At 69.1% G+C, this 15,701-nt stretch carries 14 protein-coding genes; 4 read left to right on the forward strand and 10 right to left on the reverse strand.

Annotated features, from left to right (window positions below):
- Window positions 1–392 precede the first annotated feature (392 nt).
- The gene (locus tag BBK14_RS33140; RefSeq protein ID WP_071067081.1) at window positions 393–1,169 is read right to left on the reverse strand and encodes an enoyl-CoA hydratase/isomerase family protein; all 777 of its coding nucleotides are present in this window, start codon (window positions 1,167–1,169) and stop codon (window positions 393–395) included.
- Between the two features lie 446 nt (window positions 1,170–1,615).
- On the opposite strand from BBK14_RS33140, the gene BBK14_RS33145 reads away from it, so the two are divergent.
- Window positions 1,616–2,932 carry an acyl-CoA dehydrogenase family protein gene (locus tag BBK14_RS33145; RefSeq protein ID WP_020464321.1) on the forward strand — a complete coding sequence of 439 codons (1,317 nt, stop codon included), beginning with the start codon at window positions 1,616–1,618 and terminating at the stop codon, window positions 2,930–2,932.
- A gap of 54 nt (window positions 2,933–2,986) precedes the next feature.
- Here the strand turns inward: BBK14_RS33145 and BBK14_RS33150 are convergent, their stop codons facing one another.
- Window positions 2,987–4,033, reverse strand: a complete 1,047-nt coding sequence (locus tag BBK14_RS33150) for a phosphotransferase family protein (RefSeq protein ID WP_071067082.1) — start codon at window positions 4,031–4,033, stop codon at window positions 2,987–2,989.
- A gap of 197 nt (window positions 4,034–4,230) precedes the next feature.
- On the opposite strand from BBK14_RS33150, the gene BBK14_RS33155 reads away from it, so the two are divergent.
- Together BBK14_RS33155 and BBK14_RS33160 are read left to right on the forward strand one after the other, a co-directional pair.
- Window positions 4,231–5,421, forward strand: a complete 1,191-nt coding sequence (locus BBK14_RS33155; RefSeq protein ID WP_071067083.1) for an amidohydrolase family protein — start codon at window positions 4,231–4,233, stop codon at window positions 5,419–5,421.
- A gap of 211 nt (window positions 5,422–5,632) precedes the next feature.
- Entirely contained in the window at window positions 5,633–6,022 is a 390-nt protein-coding gene (locus BBK14_RS33160) for a nuclear transport factor 2 family protein (protein WP_241832057.1), read from the forward strand.
- A 146-nt stretch (window positions 6,023–6,168) separates the two neighbouring features.
- Here BBK14_RS33160 and BBK14_RS33165 read toward each other — a convergent pair whose 3' ends face one another.
- The 6 genes from BBK14_RS33165 to BBK14_RS33190 form a co-directional block, all read right to left on the reverse strand.
- Window positions 6,169–6,924 carry an SDR family NAD(P)-dependent oxidoreductase gene (locus BBK14_RS33165; protein WP_071067085.1) on the reverse strand — a complete coding sequence of 252 codons (756 nt, stop codon included), beginning with the start codon at window positions 6,922–6,924 and terminating at the stop codon, window positions 6,169–6,171.
- 109 nt (window positions 6,925–7,033) lie between these two features.
- Entirely contained in the window at window positions 7,034–7,867 is an 834-nt protein-coding gene (locus BBK14_RS33170; protein WP_071067086.1) for a TauD/TfdA dioxygenase family protein, read from the reverse strand.
- 14 nt (window positions 7,868–7,881) lie between these two features.
- Window positions 7,882–8,226 carry a hypothetical protein gene (locus BBK14_RS33175; RefSeq protein ID WP_071067087.1) on the reverse strand — a complete coding sequence of 115 codons (345 nt, stop codon included), beginning with the start codon at window positions 8,224–8,226 and terminating at the stop codon, window positions 7,882–7,884.
- A gap of 14 nt (window positions 8,227–8,240) precedes the next feature.
- A complete protein-coding gene (locus BBK14_RS33180; protein WP_071067088.1) occupies window positions 8,241–9,536 on the reverse strand; it encodes an aromatic ring-hydroxylating oxygenase subunit alpha in 1,296 nt (431 codons plus the stop codon).
- Between the two features lie 80 nt (window positions 9,537–9,616).
- Window positions 9,617–10,807 carry a CaiB/BaiF CoA transferase family protein gene (locus BBK14_RS33185; RefSeq protein ID WP_071067089.1) on the reverse strand — a complete coding sequence of 397 codons (1,191 nt, stop codon included), beginning with the start codon at window positions 10,805–10,807 and terminating at the stop codon, window positions 9,617–9,619.
- A gap of 45 nt (window positions 10,808–10,852) precedes the next feature.
- On the reverse strand, window positions 10,853–11,710 hold the full coding sequence (locus BBK14_RS33190) for an enoyl-CoA hydratase/isomerase family protein (protein WP_071067140.1): 858 nt from the start codon (window positions 11,708–11,710) through the stop codon (window positions 10,853–10,855).
- Between the two features lie 111 nt (window positions 11,711–11,821).
- Here BBK14_RS33190 and BBK14_RS33195 point away from each other — a divergent pair, with 111 nt between their 5' ends.
- A complete protein-coding gene (locus BBK14_RS33195; RefSeq protein WP_071067090.1) occupies window positions 11,822–12,799 on the forward strand; it encodes a TIGR03621 family F420-dependent LLM class oxidoreductase in 978 nt (325 codons plus the stop codon).
- 87 nt (window positions 12,800–12,886) lie between these two features.
- Here the strand turns inward: BBK14_RS33195 and BBK14_RS33200 are convergent, their stop codons facing one another.
- Together BBK14_RS33200 and BBK14_RS33205 are read right to left on the reverse strand one after the other, a co-directional pair.
- Window positions 12,887–13,654, reverse strand: coding sequence for an SDR family NAD(P)-dependent oxidoreductase (locus BBK14_RS33200; protein WP_049795834.1), 768 nt, complete (start codon window positions 13,652–13,654; stop codon window positions 12,887–12,889).
- Between the two features lie 265 nt (window positions 13,655–13,919).
- Window positions 13,920–14,870 carry an HpcH/HpaI aldolase/citrate lyase family protein gene (locus BBK14_RS33205; RefSeq protein ID WP_071067091.1) on the reverse strand — a complete coding sequence of 317 codons (951 nt, stop codon included), beginning with the start codon at window positions 14,868–14,870 and terminating at the stop codon, window positions 13,920–13,922.
- Window positions 14,871–15,701: the final 831 nt, after the last annotated feature.

Consider the following 15,701-nt stretch of genomic DNA (forward strand, 5'->3'; position numbering starts at 1 on the left):
CGACGGCCTCCTCGGCAGCACCCGCGACCTCACCCGCCAGGCCGGCGCCCACATCCGCCAGAACAACCACGCCCCACGCCTGGTCAACCTCTGACGCTGACCTGAGAACCGAAGCTGGAGCCCGAGACCGGAATCCGGAAGGAGCGAGGAGCCAGGAGCGGCCAGGACCCGGTGCCGATTTTTCGATGACGACGACCGGGTGACCCCCGCGGTAGCAGTGAATGGTGAGCCAGGGAAAGAATCCTGTCGGAACCGAAACTCTCGAGAATCTGAACCACGCGGATTTCCGTGGAAATCAGAAGGACCCGGGCGCTTCGAGCGCCCGGGTCCTGGCCGACCGGTTTCGGAGAAGCCGGGGCGGTCTGGGCGTGCCGTCCGGGACCGCCGTCCCCTCAGCTCTTCTGCTTCTGCTTCGCGGAGAGCCGCTCGACGATGGAGGCGAAGTCATCGGTCTGGAACGACGCCTCCTCCGCGGTTGTCGCGAAGTCGAGCGAGGCGATCACGGCGCGCTCGACGTGCAGGTTGAGCAGCCGCTTGGTGGTCTCCACCGCCTGCTGCGGCAGCTCGGCGATGCGCTTCGCGCACGCCAGCGCCTCGGCCACCGGATCAGCGGCGATGTGGTTGGCCAGCCCCATCTGAACGGCCCGCTCGGCGGAGATGCGCGCGCTGGTGAACGCGTACTCCTTGGCCAGGTGCATGCTGGTGTGCAGGGGCCAGGTCAGCGGCCCGCCGTCGGCGGCCACCAGGCCGACCTGGATGTGCGGGTCCGCGAGGAAGGCCTTTTCCGCCATGTAGACGATGTCGCTCAGTGCGACCAGGCTGCAACCGAGACCGACGGCCGGGCCGTTCACCGCGGCGACCACGGGAATCCGGCAGCGAACCATGCCGAGGACGATCTCGCGCCCGTGCGCGATGGACAGGGCGCGCAGCTCCTTGTCCTTGAACAGCTCGTTGAGGTAGGCGAAGTCGCCGCCCGCGGAGAATGCCCGGCCGGCCCCGGTGAGCACGGCAGCCCGCGCCGAGCGGTCCTCGTTCAGCTGCGGCCAGAGCTTCGCCAGCCCGACGTGCAGGGGATGGTTGACCGCGTTGAGATCGTCGGGCCGGTTCAGCGTGATGATCCTCAGCGGCCCGTCCGCGCGGACCTCGATCTCCTCCGGCATGTCGTACACGTCATACGTCCAATCGATGATCCGGGTAGCGATGTTGTCGGTGGCCGGCCCCGGTGCGTGACCCTCGACGATGTGCTGCCGGGCGCCGCGGCCACCGCCGTGGCGCCCGGGGATCGCATCTCCTCGTTTCCAACCCCTGCAAACTACATTCTCGTTGGGGGTGAATCAACCAATGACCGGGCAGAATGCCGGGTACGGTCATATCGGAGTCTTGACCCGACGGGTCGGGTGTGCTTGTCCAGTGTGTCGTCGGGGATGAAGGTTTTCGCGCGAACGCAGTGGATGAATGTTGAATCCATGGCAATGTCGATTTTTCTTGATCGTACCGCCTCTGATCGTATGCGGAGATCGTCGCTTCACGGAGTCCGGCCTTCACGGAGTCCGGCCGTCATCGATGCCGACCCGCGCCGCGCGGGTGCGGCCCTGGAACGAGAGCGAGACCGACTGTGTGGGAGTTCGAGACCGACCCGGCCTACCAGGAGCAGCTCGACTGGGTCGACACCTTCGTCCGGGACGTCGTCGAACCGCTGGACTTCGTCCTCGACAACCCGTTCGACAAGCGGGACTCCCGGGCGCAGGCGATCGTCCGGCCGCTCAAGGAGGAGGTGAAGGCACGCGGCCTGTGGGCCTGCCATCTCGGGCCCGAACTGGGCGGTCAGGGCTACGGCCAGGTGCGGCTCGCCCTCCTCAACGAGATCCTGGGCCGCTCCCGGTGGGCGCCGTCGATCTTCGGCTGCCAGGCCCCCGACTCGGGGAACGCCGAGATCCTGGCCCACTTCGGCACGCCGGAGCAGAAGGCCAGGTATCTGGAGCCGCTGCTCGAGGGCGACATCGCGTCCTGCTACTCGATGACCGAGCCGCGCGGCGGTGCCGACCCGACCCTGTTCACCGTCCGCGCCGTGCGCGACGGCGGCGACTGGGTGATCAACGGCGAGAAATGGTTCTCGACGAACGCCCGGCACGCCAGCTTCTTCATCGTCATGGCCGTCTCGAACCCCGACGTGGACGCCTACAAGGGCATGTCGATGTTCATCGTGCCGGCCGAGACGCCCGGGATCACGATCGTGCGCAACCCCGGCGTCGCCACCGAGCCCCCGGAACAGGGCTCGTTGGGGGGCGTCCGGCATGACCACGGCTATGTCCGCTACACCGACGTCCGGGTGCCGGCCGATCACCTGCTCGGCGGGGAGGGCGACGCGTTCGCGATCGCGCAGACCCGGCTGGGCGGCGGGCGGGTGCACCACGCGATGCGGACGGTCGCCCTGGCCCGTCACGCCTTCGACCTGCTCTGCGAGCGGGCCGTCTCCCGCCAGACCCGGACGGGGCCGCTCGCGTCGCTGCAGATGACCCAGGAAAAGGTCGCCGACAGCTGGATCGACATCGAGTGCTTCCGGCTGCTGGTGCTGCGCACCGCCTGGCTCATCGACAAGCACAAGGACTACCGGAAGGTCCGCAAGGACATCTCCGCGGTCAAGGTGATGCTGCCCCGCGTCCTGCACGACGTTGCCCAGCGGGCCCTGCGCATCCACGGGTCGCTCGGGGTGTCCAACGAGATGCCGTTCGTGAGCATGATGGTGACCGCGGAGGCGCTCGGCATCGCCGATGGCCCCACCGAGGTCCACAAGGTCACGCTGGCGCGTCAGGTGCTCCGGCAGTACACCCCGGTCGAGACGCTCTTCCCGTCCGGTCACCTGCCCACCCTGCGGGAACAGGCCTTCGCCGCCTTCGCCGACCGCCTCGAACACGAGGCCGCCGAGCTGTGACGACGCGCCTGACCGAGCGGCGACGGCACCTGGTGGGCCACGCCGCTCGGCAGGCTAGGCCCTCCGAGTGAAGGACACGCCCTGCCGGACGCGTGCCTCGACCTCGGTCGCGAACGTGGGTAGATCGTCGGGCGGTGTGCCCATCTTCCCGTCGAGGTAGCGCCGGTACACGCCGGCCAGGATGGCGGCGGCCCGCCAGGCGGTGAACGCCATCCAGTAGTCGAGCTCCGCGATCGAGCGGCCGGACTGCCGCGCGTAGCGGGCGGCCAGCTCGTCCGTCGTGGGGAACCCTGGCAGCGCGGACGGCAGCCGCTCCTGGCTCGCCCGCGCGTCCGGCGTCGACCAGGTGCGCAGCAGGTAGGCGACGTCGGCGAGCGGGTCGCCCAGGGTGCACAGCTCCCAGTCCAGCAGGGCCAGGACGTCCCCGTCGGGGCCGAGGAGCGCGTTGCCGAGCCGGAAGTCGCCGTGCACGAGGCGCGCGGTGGACTCGGCGGGCCGGTGGGCGACGAGCCAGTCGTGCAGCGCGGCCATGCCACCCATGTCCCCGAGCTCGCAGGCCGCCCACTGCGCCGACCAGCGCCTGAGCTGCCGGTCGAGGAAGCCGTCCCGCCGGGACAGGGCGCCGAGACCGACCGTGTCGACGTCGACGGCGTGCAGCGCGGCGAGGGTGTCGACGAGCGCGTACCCGGCGCGGCGGCGGGCCTGCGGGGAGGGGAGGAGGGCCTCGGAGTCGGCCGCGGTGCGCAGCACGAGCCCGTCCACGTAGGCCATCACGTAGAAGGGCGCGCCGGTCACCTCCGGGTCGTCGCAGACGCCGAGTACGCGCGGCACCGGCACGCCGGAGCCGGCGAGCGCGGCCAGGATCCGCGCCTCGCGGGTGACGTCGTGGGCGGTCGCGAGCAGCGCGCCGACCGGCGGCCGGCGCAGCACGTACCGCTGGTGACCGGCGTCGCCGACGAGGTAGGTGAGGCACGAGTGGCCGCCGGCGACCCGGTCGTAGCGCAGCGGCGGCACCGCGCCCGCCACATGTTCACCGAACCAGCGGTCAAGCGCCCCGGCCTCGATACCGAGGGGTTCGGGTGCCGTCGGGAGGGCATCCATCTGCGACCTGCCTTCGGCTCGGTGCGGAGATCGACGTGGCGAGAGTGCCGCGATTTCCCAGCATCTGACCCTACCGTCACCTTGCACGGTGGCGCTCCCGACGCTGCTCGGTCCGCCGTCGCGATCTGCTGGCGTCGCGGACCACCGAAGTGTAGGGAGGATAGGGACGTCCATCACAGACAAGCAAGGGAGGGCCCGTGGCTCACGCCGGTATCTCGGTGTTCGACGCGGACAACCATCTGTATGAGACGAAGGAGGCGCTGACCAAGTACCTGCCCGCCCGGTACAAGGGCGCGGTCGACTACGTCGAGCTCAACGGGCGCACGAAGATCATGGTCCGGGGCCAGGTGAGCGAGTACATCCCGAACCCCACGTTCGAGGTCGTGGCCCGGCCCGGTGCGCAGGAGGACTACTACCGGAATGGGAACCCCAACGGGCTGTCCCACCGGGAGATCTTCGGCAAGCCGGTGAAGTGCATCGATGCCTGGCGCGAGCCTGCCGCCCGGCTGGCGAAGATGGACGAGCAGGGCCTCGACCGCACGCTGATGTTCCCGACGCTGGCCAGCCTCATCGAGGAGCGGATGCGGGACGATCCGGACCTGATCCACGCGGTCATCCACTCGCTCAACGAGTGGATGTACGAGACCTGGCAGTTCAACTACGAAGGACTCGACCGGATCTTCACGACTCCGGTGATCAGCCTTCCGTTCGTGGACAAGGCGATCGAGGAGCTCGAGTGGGTCCTCGAGCGGGGCGCCAAGGTCGTGCTGATCCGTCCGGCGCCGGTGCCCGGGCTCCGCGGCCCGCGCTCGTTCGGCCTGCCCGAGTTCGACCCGTTCTGGGCGCGGGTGCAGGAGGCCGGCATCCTGGTCGCGCTGCACTCCTCGGACAGCGGCTACGCCCGCTACACGAGTGAGTGGATGGGCGCGAGCACCGAGATGCTTCCCTTCCAGCCGAACACCTTCCGCATGCTGCAGGCCTGGCGTCCGGTCGAGGACGCCGTCTCGGCGCTGGTGTGCCACGGTGCGCTCTCCCGCTTCCCGCAGCTGAAGATCGCCATMGTCGAGAACGGGATGAGCTGGGTCGAGCCGCTGCTCAAGTCCATGAAGAACCTCTACAAGAAGATGCCGCACGACTTCCTGGAGAACCCGGTCGACGTGGTGAAGCGGAACATCTACGTGAGCCCGTTCTGGGAGGAGGACCTCGGCGAGCTGGCGCAGCTCCTCGGTGAGGACCACGTGCTGTTCGGCTCGGACTACCCGCATCCGGAGGGCCTGGCCAACCCGGTGAGCTACATCGACGAGCTGTCGCACCTGCCCGAGGAACTCGTCCGGAAAATCATGGGTGGCAACCTCACCCAGCTCATGGGCATCGGCGTCCCCGCCTAGCGCGGCCGGCGACAGCGCGGCCGGCGACAGAACGAGGAGCACTACCGAGACCGCTGACGAACGCGGTGGGCCCCCTGGGCTCGCCGCGCCGTTCGGCGGTTTTTTCCGGCGCCCGCCGCGGGCGTCATTTCACCGGCGGCGTGCCGCAGCCTGAGCGCGGCATGCCGCAGATGCACGGCGAAGGGGAGTCCGGATGCTCGACGACGGGATAGTGACGGCTTTACGGCGGCACTGGGAGGACGGATTCAACGGGTACGACGTGGATGTGGTGATGGGGGCCGTCGCCCAGGACGTCGTTTTCAGCTCGCCTTTCGTGCCGCGGCTGACCGGTGATCCGCGCAAGGTGACGATCGAGGGCTACGCGCCGTTCCGGGAGTACATCGCGGACTCGATGCGCCGGGTACCGGACATCCGCTATTCGGTCGACGCCGCCTACGTCAGCACGCAGACCGTCATCTTCGTGTACTCCTGCCACTTCTCCGACGGCCAGGTGCGCACGGGCGCCGACTCGATCCGGGTCGACGACGAGGGGAAGATCGTCGAGTGGCGCTGTCACTACACGTTCGAGCCGAAGGCCCTGGACAGCCTCATCGAGGACTGAGCCGCCCGCGGGGCGCGCCGCCAGGCGGCCGCCGAGCGGGCGCCGCGCTCACTTGTCCGCGGGCGGACGGGAACCGGGTCGGCTCCCTCCGTCCGCGACAAGTGGACGAGCAGGCCGCGGTGGTCAGCCCGCGGCCGGCGCAAGGATCAGGTGTTGCGGCCGCCGTTGACGCCGATGATCTGACCGGTGATGTACCCGGCCTCCTCGGAGATGAGGAACGAGGCTGCGGCGGCGATGTCCTCGGGCTTGCCGGGGCGCCGCACCGGGGTGCGCTCGGCGTGGTCGGCGATCGTGCCGCCGATGAAGCCCTTCGCCTCGACGTCGCGCAGCATCGGGGTGTCGACGAAGCCCGGCGGGATCGTGTTGACCGTGATGCCCTTGGGGCCGTACTCCAGGGCCAGCGACTTGGTGAAGCCGATGAGGCCGGCCTTCGTCGACACGTAGTGGACCATGTACTGCTGGCCCGAGTGCGCGCTCGACGACGAGATGTTGACGATCCGGCCCCAGTGGGCACTGATCATGTCCGGGAGGACGGCCTGGGTCAGGTAGAACGGGCCGCTGAGGTTGACGGCGATCATCCGGTCCCAGAGCTCGTCCGTGATCTTCTGGAAGCCCAGGGTGCCGGTGAGACCGGCGTTGTTCACKAGCACGAGGACGGGGCCGAACGTCTCGCGGATGCGGTCGATGGCCGCGTCCACCTGCGCCCGGTCGGAGACGTCGACGCCGCCGAAGGCGGCGGCCTCGTACCCCAGTTCGCGAGCTTCCTTGGCCACCTGCTCGGCGCTTTCGGTGTTGATGTCGAGCACGGCGGTGGCGAAGCCGTCCTTGGCCAGGCGCAGGCTGATCGCGCGCCCGATGCCTGATCCTCCGCCGGTGACTACGGCCGTCTTCCGTTCGGTCACGTGCCGAACCTCCCTCTGGTAGCTGCGTCGCTGGTGATCGGTCGACGGCGCGAGCGCCCGTGAACCGCCTCGTCAGCGGCCCACGGGCGCAAACCCCGTACGAACAGAATTACGCGACCGCTTCCTCACCGGCCAGCGATGCGCGGTGCATCAGCCGGCTCGATGACGGTCCGTAGGGGAGGGCTCGGTGCAGCATCCCGGTGTTGTCCCAGATCACGAGATCGCCCTGGGTCCAGCGGTGCCGGAGGACGAACTGCGGCTGGGTCGCCCAGGCCAGCAGGCGGTCTAGCAGCGCCCGCCCCTCGTCCGCGGGCAGGCCGACGACCTCGCCGGCGGTCGAGCCCACCAGCAGCGACTTGCGGCCGTTGCGGCGGGTCCACACGATCGGCTGCTCCCGGGTCGGGTTGCGATCCCAGGCCGCCCGCTCCTCGGGTGAGGGGTTCGGGTTGGCCACGAGCTGGGAGGCGGTGAAGCTGTGCAGGGCCCGCACGCCCTCCAGCTGCGCCTTCTCCTCGTCGGACAGCGCCTCGTACGCGGCGTAGGTGTTGGCGAACTCGGTGTCGCCCTCCGGGTCGCCCGAGATCTGCCGTGCCGTGAGCAGCGTGGCCTTGTCCGGTACCTCGCCGGTGGTCCCGTCGATGTGCCAGTAGAACGTGGCCTCGCGGTACGCCGCCAGCTTGCTCTGCGACGCGTCACGGGTGATCCGCTGGATTTCCTTGATCTTGTGGCTGCCCATCGGGAGCGGCAGGACGTTGCCGAGCAGCCGGGCGAAGGCGACCAGGCTCTCGTCGTCGATGTCAGCCTCGCGGAAGACGACGACTCCGGTCTCCTCCAGGGCCGCCAGGGCGTCGTCGGCGACGCCCTTGTCGACGAGCTGGGTGCCCGTCAGCCCGCTGAACTCCGTGCCGGTGCTTTCAGTGATCTTCCTGGTGGTGGTGCCCATGGCAGGTCGCCTTCTCAGAGGGCCGGTTCGACGGCGGTGTCGAAGAAAGCCGCGCCGGAGTCCGGGATCCGGGGCTGCTTGAAGATGTTCACCGGGTACGACACGATGATCATCGAGTAGAGCAGGCGCAGCAGCCGGGTGTCCTCGTCGGACAGGGCGTTCACATCGCGCGTGTCGAGGTAGGCGATGGCCTCCTCGGCGAGCGGCGCGATCGCGTCGTAGAAGTCCTGCAGCTCGTCGATGGTCTTCGACAGCCGCTTCTCGTAGCGCTCGACCCGCGTCGCCAGGTCCCAGTCGGCGACCCACGGCTCGAGGGCGCGGAACCGCTCGGGCAGGGATGTGTCCACAGTGGTGGTCATGTCGAGGGGTTCCTCTACTTCTCGCTGCCGGCCTGGTGCGCCGCGACGGCGTCCCGGACGACCTTGTGGAACTGACGGATCATCAGCTCCATGTCGGACAGGTGGAACGTCTGCAGCGCGCGGTTGTTGAGCTGCGACCAGGTCGCCTCGACCGTGTTCGTGTCCTGCATCGCGAACTCGATGGTGCTGTCGACGACCAGCTCCTGGGCCAGCCGCTCGGAGGCGGTCTTCGGCTCCGGGAAGTAGATGTCGACCTCGTAGGCGTGGGTGCCCACCGTCTCCGGGATGTACTGGTAGGTGATGTAGTATCCGCGGCCCCAGAGCTGGACCGACAGGTTCGGGAACAGCCAGTACTGGTCGTTGCTCCAGGACTGGACGTTGCCGGGGTTGCGGTCCGGCGTGAGGTGGCCGAGGTCCTCGCGGACGTCGTCCGGGCCGAACAGGCCGGCGCGGAACAGCCGGTAGGCCCAGTTCATGTCCCGCTTGGCCGGGCCGACCGAGCCCTCCTTCTTCTTCAGGAGCGGYGGGCCGGGCACCGAGGTCAGYATGTGCGGGGTGAACAGGTCGTAGTGGTAGGAGTCCATCGGCGGGACGAGCTTCTCCGCCTCGGCCACGTTGGTGTTGAGGAACCGCCCGTGGACGTACGCCGGGTGGTACCACTCCAGCAGCGCGTCGATGCCGATCTTCCAGTTGCCCTTGACCTTGGTCCGGAACGACCAGTGGTTGGTGAACTTCTCGAACGGCCAGCTCTCCAGCTCGGTGGTCAGCTTCTCACCGAGGAACTGGCGCAGCGGCGGGGCGTCCTGGCTGAAGTTCACGAAGATGAACCCGGCGAAGACCTCGCAGCGCAGCTGCGGCATGGCGAGCTCGTCGTCGGGCAGCGACTCGAAGAACTCGTTCCGCTTGGTGACGTACGTGCACTTGCCGTCGAGGCCGTAGCGCCAGCCGTGGTACTTGCAGGAGAACTGCCGGGCGCTGCCCTGGGTCTCGTTGGTCGGGTGCTCCTGCCAGACGACCTTGTTGCCGCGGTGCGCGCAGATGTTGTGCAGCGCGTACACTTCGCCGTCGGTGTGCCGGGTGATCACGATCGACCCGAGGCCGACGAACTCGCGGGTGAAGAACGTGCCGTTGCGGGGCAGCTGCTCCATCCGGCCGACCTTCAGCCAGGTCCGCTTGAAGATCGCCTCGCGCTCGGCCTGGAAGAACTCCTCGGAGATCGAGTCCTCGTAGTCGACGGGCCCGGTGTCGAGGTTCGGGTAACCCGGTGTGTACTTGCCTCTGCCGGTCGCAAGTTTTTCCTGGATGGCCATCGGCTTCAACCCCTCTCGCAGGATGGTTTCGTTCCCACCGCCGGYGAGCTCACGCTGGGCCGGGGCTTCGACGTCTGGTGTCAGATCACTCCGCCGGCGCGCAGCCGCGCGATGTCCTCCGGGGTGCGGTTCAGTAGTTCGGTGAGGACGTCGTCGGTGTGCGCGCCGAGTTCCGGCCCCAACCAGCGGATCTCACCCGGGGTTTCGGAGAGTGCCGGGATTACTCCAGGCACTGCCAGCGGGCCGATCCGGGATTCCTCGACGGTAATGGTCTCGCGGTGCTTGTACTGCGGATCGTCGAAGATGTCGGCGATGGAGTAGAGCTGGCCCGCCGGAACCTGGGCCTGCTTGCACCGGGCCAGCACCTCGTCGCACGGCAGCGACCCGACCCACCCGCCGACCAGCTCGTTGACCAGGTCCCGGGCGGCCAGGCGTTTCGCCTTCGGGCCCAGTTCGTCCTCGTCGGCCAGCTCGGGGCGTTCCATGGCCCGGGCCAGCCGGGCGAACATGTCGTCGTTCGAGCAGGCGATCGCGATCCAGCGGTCGTCCTTGGTCCGGTAGTGGCTGTGCGGGAGCACGTTGACGGTGTCCGCGCCCATCCGCTCGCGGACGAAGCCGAACTGCTGGTAGGCGGGCGCGATCTCGTCGAGCGCACGGAAGATCGTCTCGTACAGGGCCAGGTCGACGACCTGGCCCTTCCCGGTGCTCTCCCGGGCGCGCAGGGCCATCAGCACGCCGATGACGCCGTACAGCCCCGTCATGTAGTCGGCCAGCGAGGTCGAGCCCGGGGTGACGGGCGTCCCGCCCGGCTCGCCGGCCAGGTAGGCGAGCCCGGAGAAGGCGTGGGCGATCCGGGCGAAGCCGGGGAGGTCCCGGTTGGGCCCCGACTGGCCGTAGGCGGAGACCCGCAGCAGGATCGCGCGCGGGTTCAGCTCCTGGATCACCTCGGGGCCGAGCCCCCAGCGCTCGAGGACGCCGGGGCGGAAGTTCTCGATCACGATGTCGGCGGTGGCGATGAGCTCCCGGAGGATCTCGAGGCCACGGGGATCGCCGAGGTTGAGGGTCACCGACCGCTTGTTGCGGCTCTCGCTGAGCCAGACCAGGGTGTCGCCACAGTCCGTGTCGGTGCCGAAGCGGCGAAGGTTGTCTCCGGTGCCGGGCCGTTCGACCTTGATGATGTCGGCCCCGAACTCGCCGAGCACTGTGGCGCAGAACGGCCCCGCGAGGTAGGTGCCCAGGTCAAGGACCCGGACTCCCTGGAGTGCGTGCATGCTGTCAGCCTCCGGTGGTCGGCGATTCGACGTCGAGGTCGATTCTTAGTCCGACCAGGGCTGTGCGTCCCACGGTCTGTCCAGTGGCTCCATGCCGCCRCCGAACGGGAAGAACTCCCGCTGGGCGTAGGTCTCGCGGCCCAGGCCGTGGCCGAGCTCGTTCAGGAAGGCCCGCTTGAGGTCCTGGGTGAACAGGTCGCGGGTGTAGCGCAGCACGAGCGGTGGCTTGCGCACCAGCTCCCGCGCGAGCTTCCAGGCACGGTCGAGGAGCTGGTCCTTCGGAAGCACCTCGGCGACGGCGCCCCACGAGAGCGCCTCCTGGGCGCCGAGCTTCTTCCCGGTGAGCAGCAGGTAGCGGGCGCGGTTGTGGCCGACGAGGAACGGCCAGATGACGTGCTGTCCGTCGCCGGGGACCTGGCCGCGGGGGAAGTGCGACACGTCCTGGAAGTAGGCGTCCTCGGAGGCCAGCACGATGTCGCCCATCAGCGGGACCTCGGAGTGGATGTTGCAGGGGCCGTTGACCGCRCTGATCATGGGGACGCCGACGTCGAGGACGTTGTTGATCAGGTTGCGGTTGTACCAGGCCTTCTCGTCGAGCTTGCGTAGCCCGCGGTCGCCCGGCATCAGCCGGTACTCGGGCTTCTCCGGGGGCTCGCCGTTGGGGAGGGTGCCCCAGTTGGCGTTGTAGTTCTCGCCGGTGCCGGTGTGGATCAGCACCTTGATCTCGCGGTCGCCCGCGACGTCGGCGAACGCGTCGGCCATGTCGTCGTGGGACTTCCAGTCCCACACCAGGCTGCCGCCGTTGGTGTGGCACTGCATGAGCAGGATGCCGTCCTCGTCTAACTGGAACCGGTAGTTGGCGTACCGGTCCTCGTACTCCTTGAACCTCGTCCGCTTGACCATCCCCATGTCCCTTCGGCGCGGCCGGGAGAACGTCGATCTTCCCTCGCGGAAGTGACGTTACCACATATCTAAGGTCGTCCTATAGTCGGACGCGCATGTTATTCTCCGTCGATGTCAACCTTGCGGCCGTTCCGCTTCGCTGTCCAGGCCACGAAGGCCAAGTCCGGGTCCGAGTGGCGTGACCTCGCCCGCCGGGTCGAGGATCTCGGGTACTCGACGCTCTTCCTGGCTGATCACTACCTGGGGCACGGGCCGGCGCAGAAGGAAGCAAGGTGGCCACCGCAGTACCTGGCACMCATCGCGGCGATGGCCACGGCCGCGGCGGTCACCGAGACGCTGCGGGTGGGCTGCCGGGTCTTCTGCGTCGACTACCACGTGCCCGCGGTGCTGGCGAAGGAGACGGCGACGATCGACCTGCTCTCCGACGGCCGCCTCGAATTAGGGATCGGCGCGGGCTGGAGCGAGCCCGAGTACCGGGCGATGGGCGTCCCCTACGAGACGCCGGGCCAGCGGATCAAGAAGCTGACCGAGGTGATCGCGCTGCTCAGGGCCCACTGGTCCGGGCAGGACCTCAATCAGCACGGGGAGTTCGTCAACGTCACCGGTTACGCCGGCCTGCCGCGCCCGGTGCAGCAGCCGCACCCGCCGATCATGATCGGCGGCGGCCGTCGCCGGGTCCTCTCCCTCGCCGGGCGGGAGGCCGACATCGTGAGCATCTCCACCGTGCCGTTCGCGGCGGTGAACGAGGACGGCCTGACGCCCGCCGAGGAGGCGGCGCGCCGCTTGGGCTACGTCCGCGACGCGGCTGGTGAGCGCTTCGCCGGCATCGACATCGAGACCTCGCCGTTCTTCACCCGGATCACCAAGGACGCCGAGGAGGCCGACGCGGCCGTCGCCCGGGTCGCGGCGGCGATGCGGGTCGACCCGGTGAGCCTGCCGAACCATCCGAACATGCTGGTGGGCTCCCCGGACGAGGTCGCCGAGCGCCTCCAGGAACGCCGCGAGGCGTTCGGGATGAACTACATCACCGTCCAGCAGTCGGAGATCGAAAGCTTCGCTCCCGTCGCCGCGCGGCTGAGCGGGCGTTAGGGGATGGCCGCGGGCCGGCGGACGGGGTCGCGGTGGGACGGGTGACCCGCCACCGGCGCCGCGGCGACCCGTCCGCCGGCCCGCGACTCAACGGGCCACGTACCCGCCGTCCACCGGGATGGCGGTGCCGGTGACGAACGAGGACTCGTCACTGGCGAGGAACAGCGCGGCCGCCGCCAGCTCCTGCGGCCGGCCCCAGCGCCGCATCGGCTGGGGCAGGTTGGCGACGGGGGGCTCGGAGTCGTCGGCCGCGTGCGCCAGACCCGTCCACGTCATGCCCGGGCAGATGGCGTTGACCCGAACGCCGGACTCGGCGAAGTCCAGCGCCGCGGACTTGGTCATCTGGACGACCCCGCCTTTTGCCGCCGAATATATGGCCTGGTCCTTCCAGCCGACGAGACCGGCGGCCGAGGCGGTGTTGATGACTGAACCGCCGTCGCCGCGCAGCATGGCGGCGATTCCGTACTTCATTCCGAGGAAAACGCCCTTGAGGTTGACCGCGATCAGCTTGTCGAAGGTCTCCTCGTCGAACTCGGTGATCGGTTTGCGTGGGCCGCCGCCGCCGGCGTTGTTGAACAGCACGTCGAGCCGCCCGAACTCCTGCACGGCGGTGTCGATCATATTCTGCACATCAGCCGATGATGTGACGTCGACATGTACCGGAACGGCGCCTTCACCGATGATGGTCGAGGTTTCCTTCTCCCGGCCGCTGAGGTCGGCGCAGACCACCCTCGCTCCCTCGCGCGCGAACAGCAGGGCGGCGGCCCGGCCTATGCCGGAACCCGCGCCGGTGACCACCGCGACCTTCCCCTCGAGGCGTCGCGCCGGAATGGAATCTGATAAACGCTCACCCATGGCCGTCAGTCTACACATCATGTCGCGGAGGTAAAGATGCCGCTCGAATAGCCGGGCGGCATGAGGGAAGAGGCCGGCGATGTCCGGTCAACCGCGCGGGGTAACTCCGGTAAAACCTCCGCGCGGTTTTCGGTATGCACGTTTCCGTGCGGACGGGGCAGCCGCCCCACCCACGGGTGAGGGCGGCGCCGACCGTGGGTGAGGGCGGCGCCGACCGTCGGTGAGGTAGCCCGCCACCAGAGACGGCTCAGCTGGGCGGGGCGGCTCAGTTCGCCGGGGCGGTTCCGCTGGCGAGGGCGGCCTTGTGCAGGACGTTCTCGGCGAGACGCATGTGGGCGGCGTCGACGAGCCGGCCGTCGCGGCCGATCGCGCCGACCCCCTCCGCCTCGGACTCGCGGTAGATCTTCATCGCCTCGTGCGCCTCGGCCACCTCCTGCTCGGTCGGCGCGAACACCTCGTTGGCGATGGGCACCTGAGCCGGGTGGATGGCCCATTTCCCGTCGAAGCCGAGCAGGCTCGCGTGGGTGGCCGACCGGCGGTACCCGTCGACGTCCTTGTAGGCGGGGTACGGCGCGTCGATCGCGTCGATGCCCGCCCCGCGCGCCGCCGACAGCACCTGGACACGTGCGAAGTGCCAGAAGTCGCCCGGGTACTCCCCGACGGGGTCGAAGTTGCCGTCCACCCGGGCGCGCAGCGACGCCGAGAGGTCGCCGGCGCCGAAGATTATCGCCTCCAGCCGGCTGCTGGACCGGGCGATCTCGGCGGCGTTGGACAGGCCCTCCGCCTCCTCGATCAGTACTTCCAGCCCGATCCGCCGGGTCAGTCCGAGCTTCGTCTCGAGCTGGGTCAGCAACACGTCGACCCACCAGACGTCACGCGCCGAGCGGGCCTTGGGAACGATGAGCACGTCGAGCGACGCACCCGCCCCGGTGACGACCTCGATGATGTCGTCGTGGCACCAGGGTGTGTCCAGGCCGTTCACCCGGACGGCGCGGACGGTGTGTCCCCAGTCCAGGTCGGTGAGCGCGGCGACGGCGATGCCGCGGGCGGACTCCTTGGCTGACGGCGCGCACGCGTCCTCCAGGTCGAGGAAGACGAGGTCCGCTCCGGAACCGGCGGCCTTCTCACACATCCGCTCACTGCTGGCCGGGGTCGCCAGTTCCGAGCGGCGGGCGCGCGGCCGGGTGACCTTCGGTTCTTCCGCTTTTCCGGGCATAACTGCCTCCTATGTCCGTGAATTCGATGTCAGCCGTGCGCTGTACACGGAGTGCCGCCAATCGCCCCGCAGCCGCCGTCGGTGTCTTCCGGCAGCCCGGCCCAGGGCCGGCCGGGGCTGCCGGCGGAACGGTCTGAGATATTCCTGGGAAAGGCCTGGAGTCACCGCGTGAACTCCATTCCGGTGGCGTCGGGTGTCTTTCTGGACTGTGTTTTCGAAGTCGACGTGGAAAGGTCGCTGTTCCGGCTGGCCGCCGGATTTCACGCCCGCCGCCGGCGGTCGGAGGTCTCCTATTCGGGTCGGGTGCCCGTGGGGCAGCGGTGGCAGCGCCTGGTGAAGGGTTCCGTGACGCGGGTGAAGTGCCGGGAAGCCGGTGTTCGCGCGGGTGTTCGCGCGTGTCGGCTCCCGCCCCGGGGTATTCGCGGCCGGTGTTCTTGGCGCTACGCTGAGTTCGATCTTCGGGTCGGTGTCGGGCGGGACCGGGGATGATGATCAGTCATGCCCGCGTGGCCGGGCGGGCACGGCTGAAATATGCGCCGAGTGGATCACATTCCCGCCCCTGGGGCGTGCTGGATCCGGTTGTTCGATTTAGGCGCCAACGTTAGTGTTGTCGTATGACGACCGCAACTGTCGACGGCCGCGGGGCTCGGGCCCGCACCTGTGTCGTCGACCGCGGCGGCCCCGGCTCGTGAGTTCGATCGCCCGCGGGAGTCGCCGCGGGCCGCGCACAGCCGTCCCACCGCTCGCCGGCCGGCGGGGTGCGTCGGCTGCCCCGGCCACCCGGGTGCCGTGGTGCGCCGGGCGGCGCGGTGCTCCGTCATGCGGGAATTC

Origin of the sequence: Parafrankia soli (assembly GCF_001854695.1) — a bacterium.
Classification (GTDB): domain Bacteria; phylum Actinomycetota; class Actinomycetes; order Frankiales; family Frankiaceae; genus Parafrankia; species Parafrankia soli.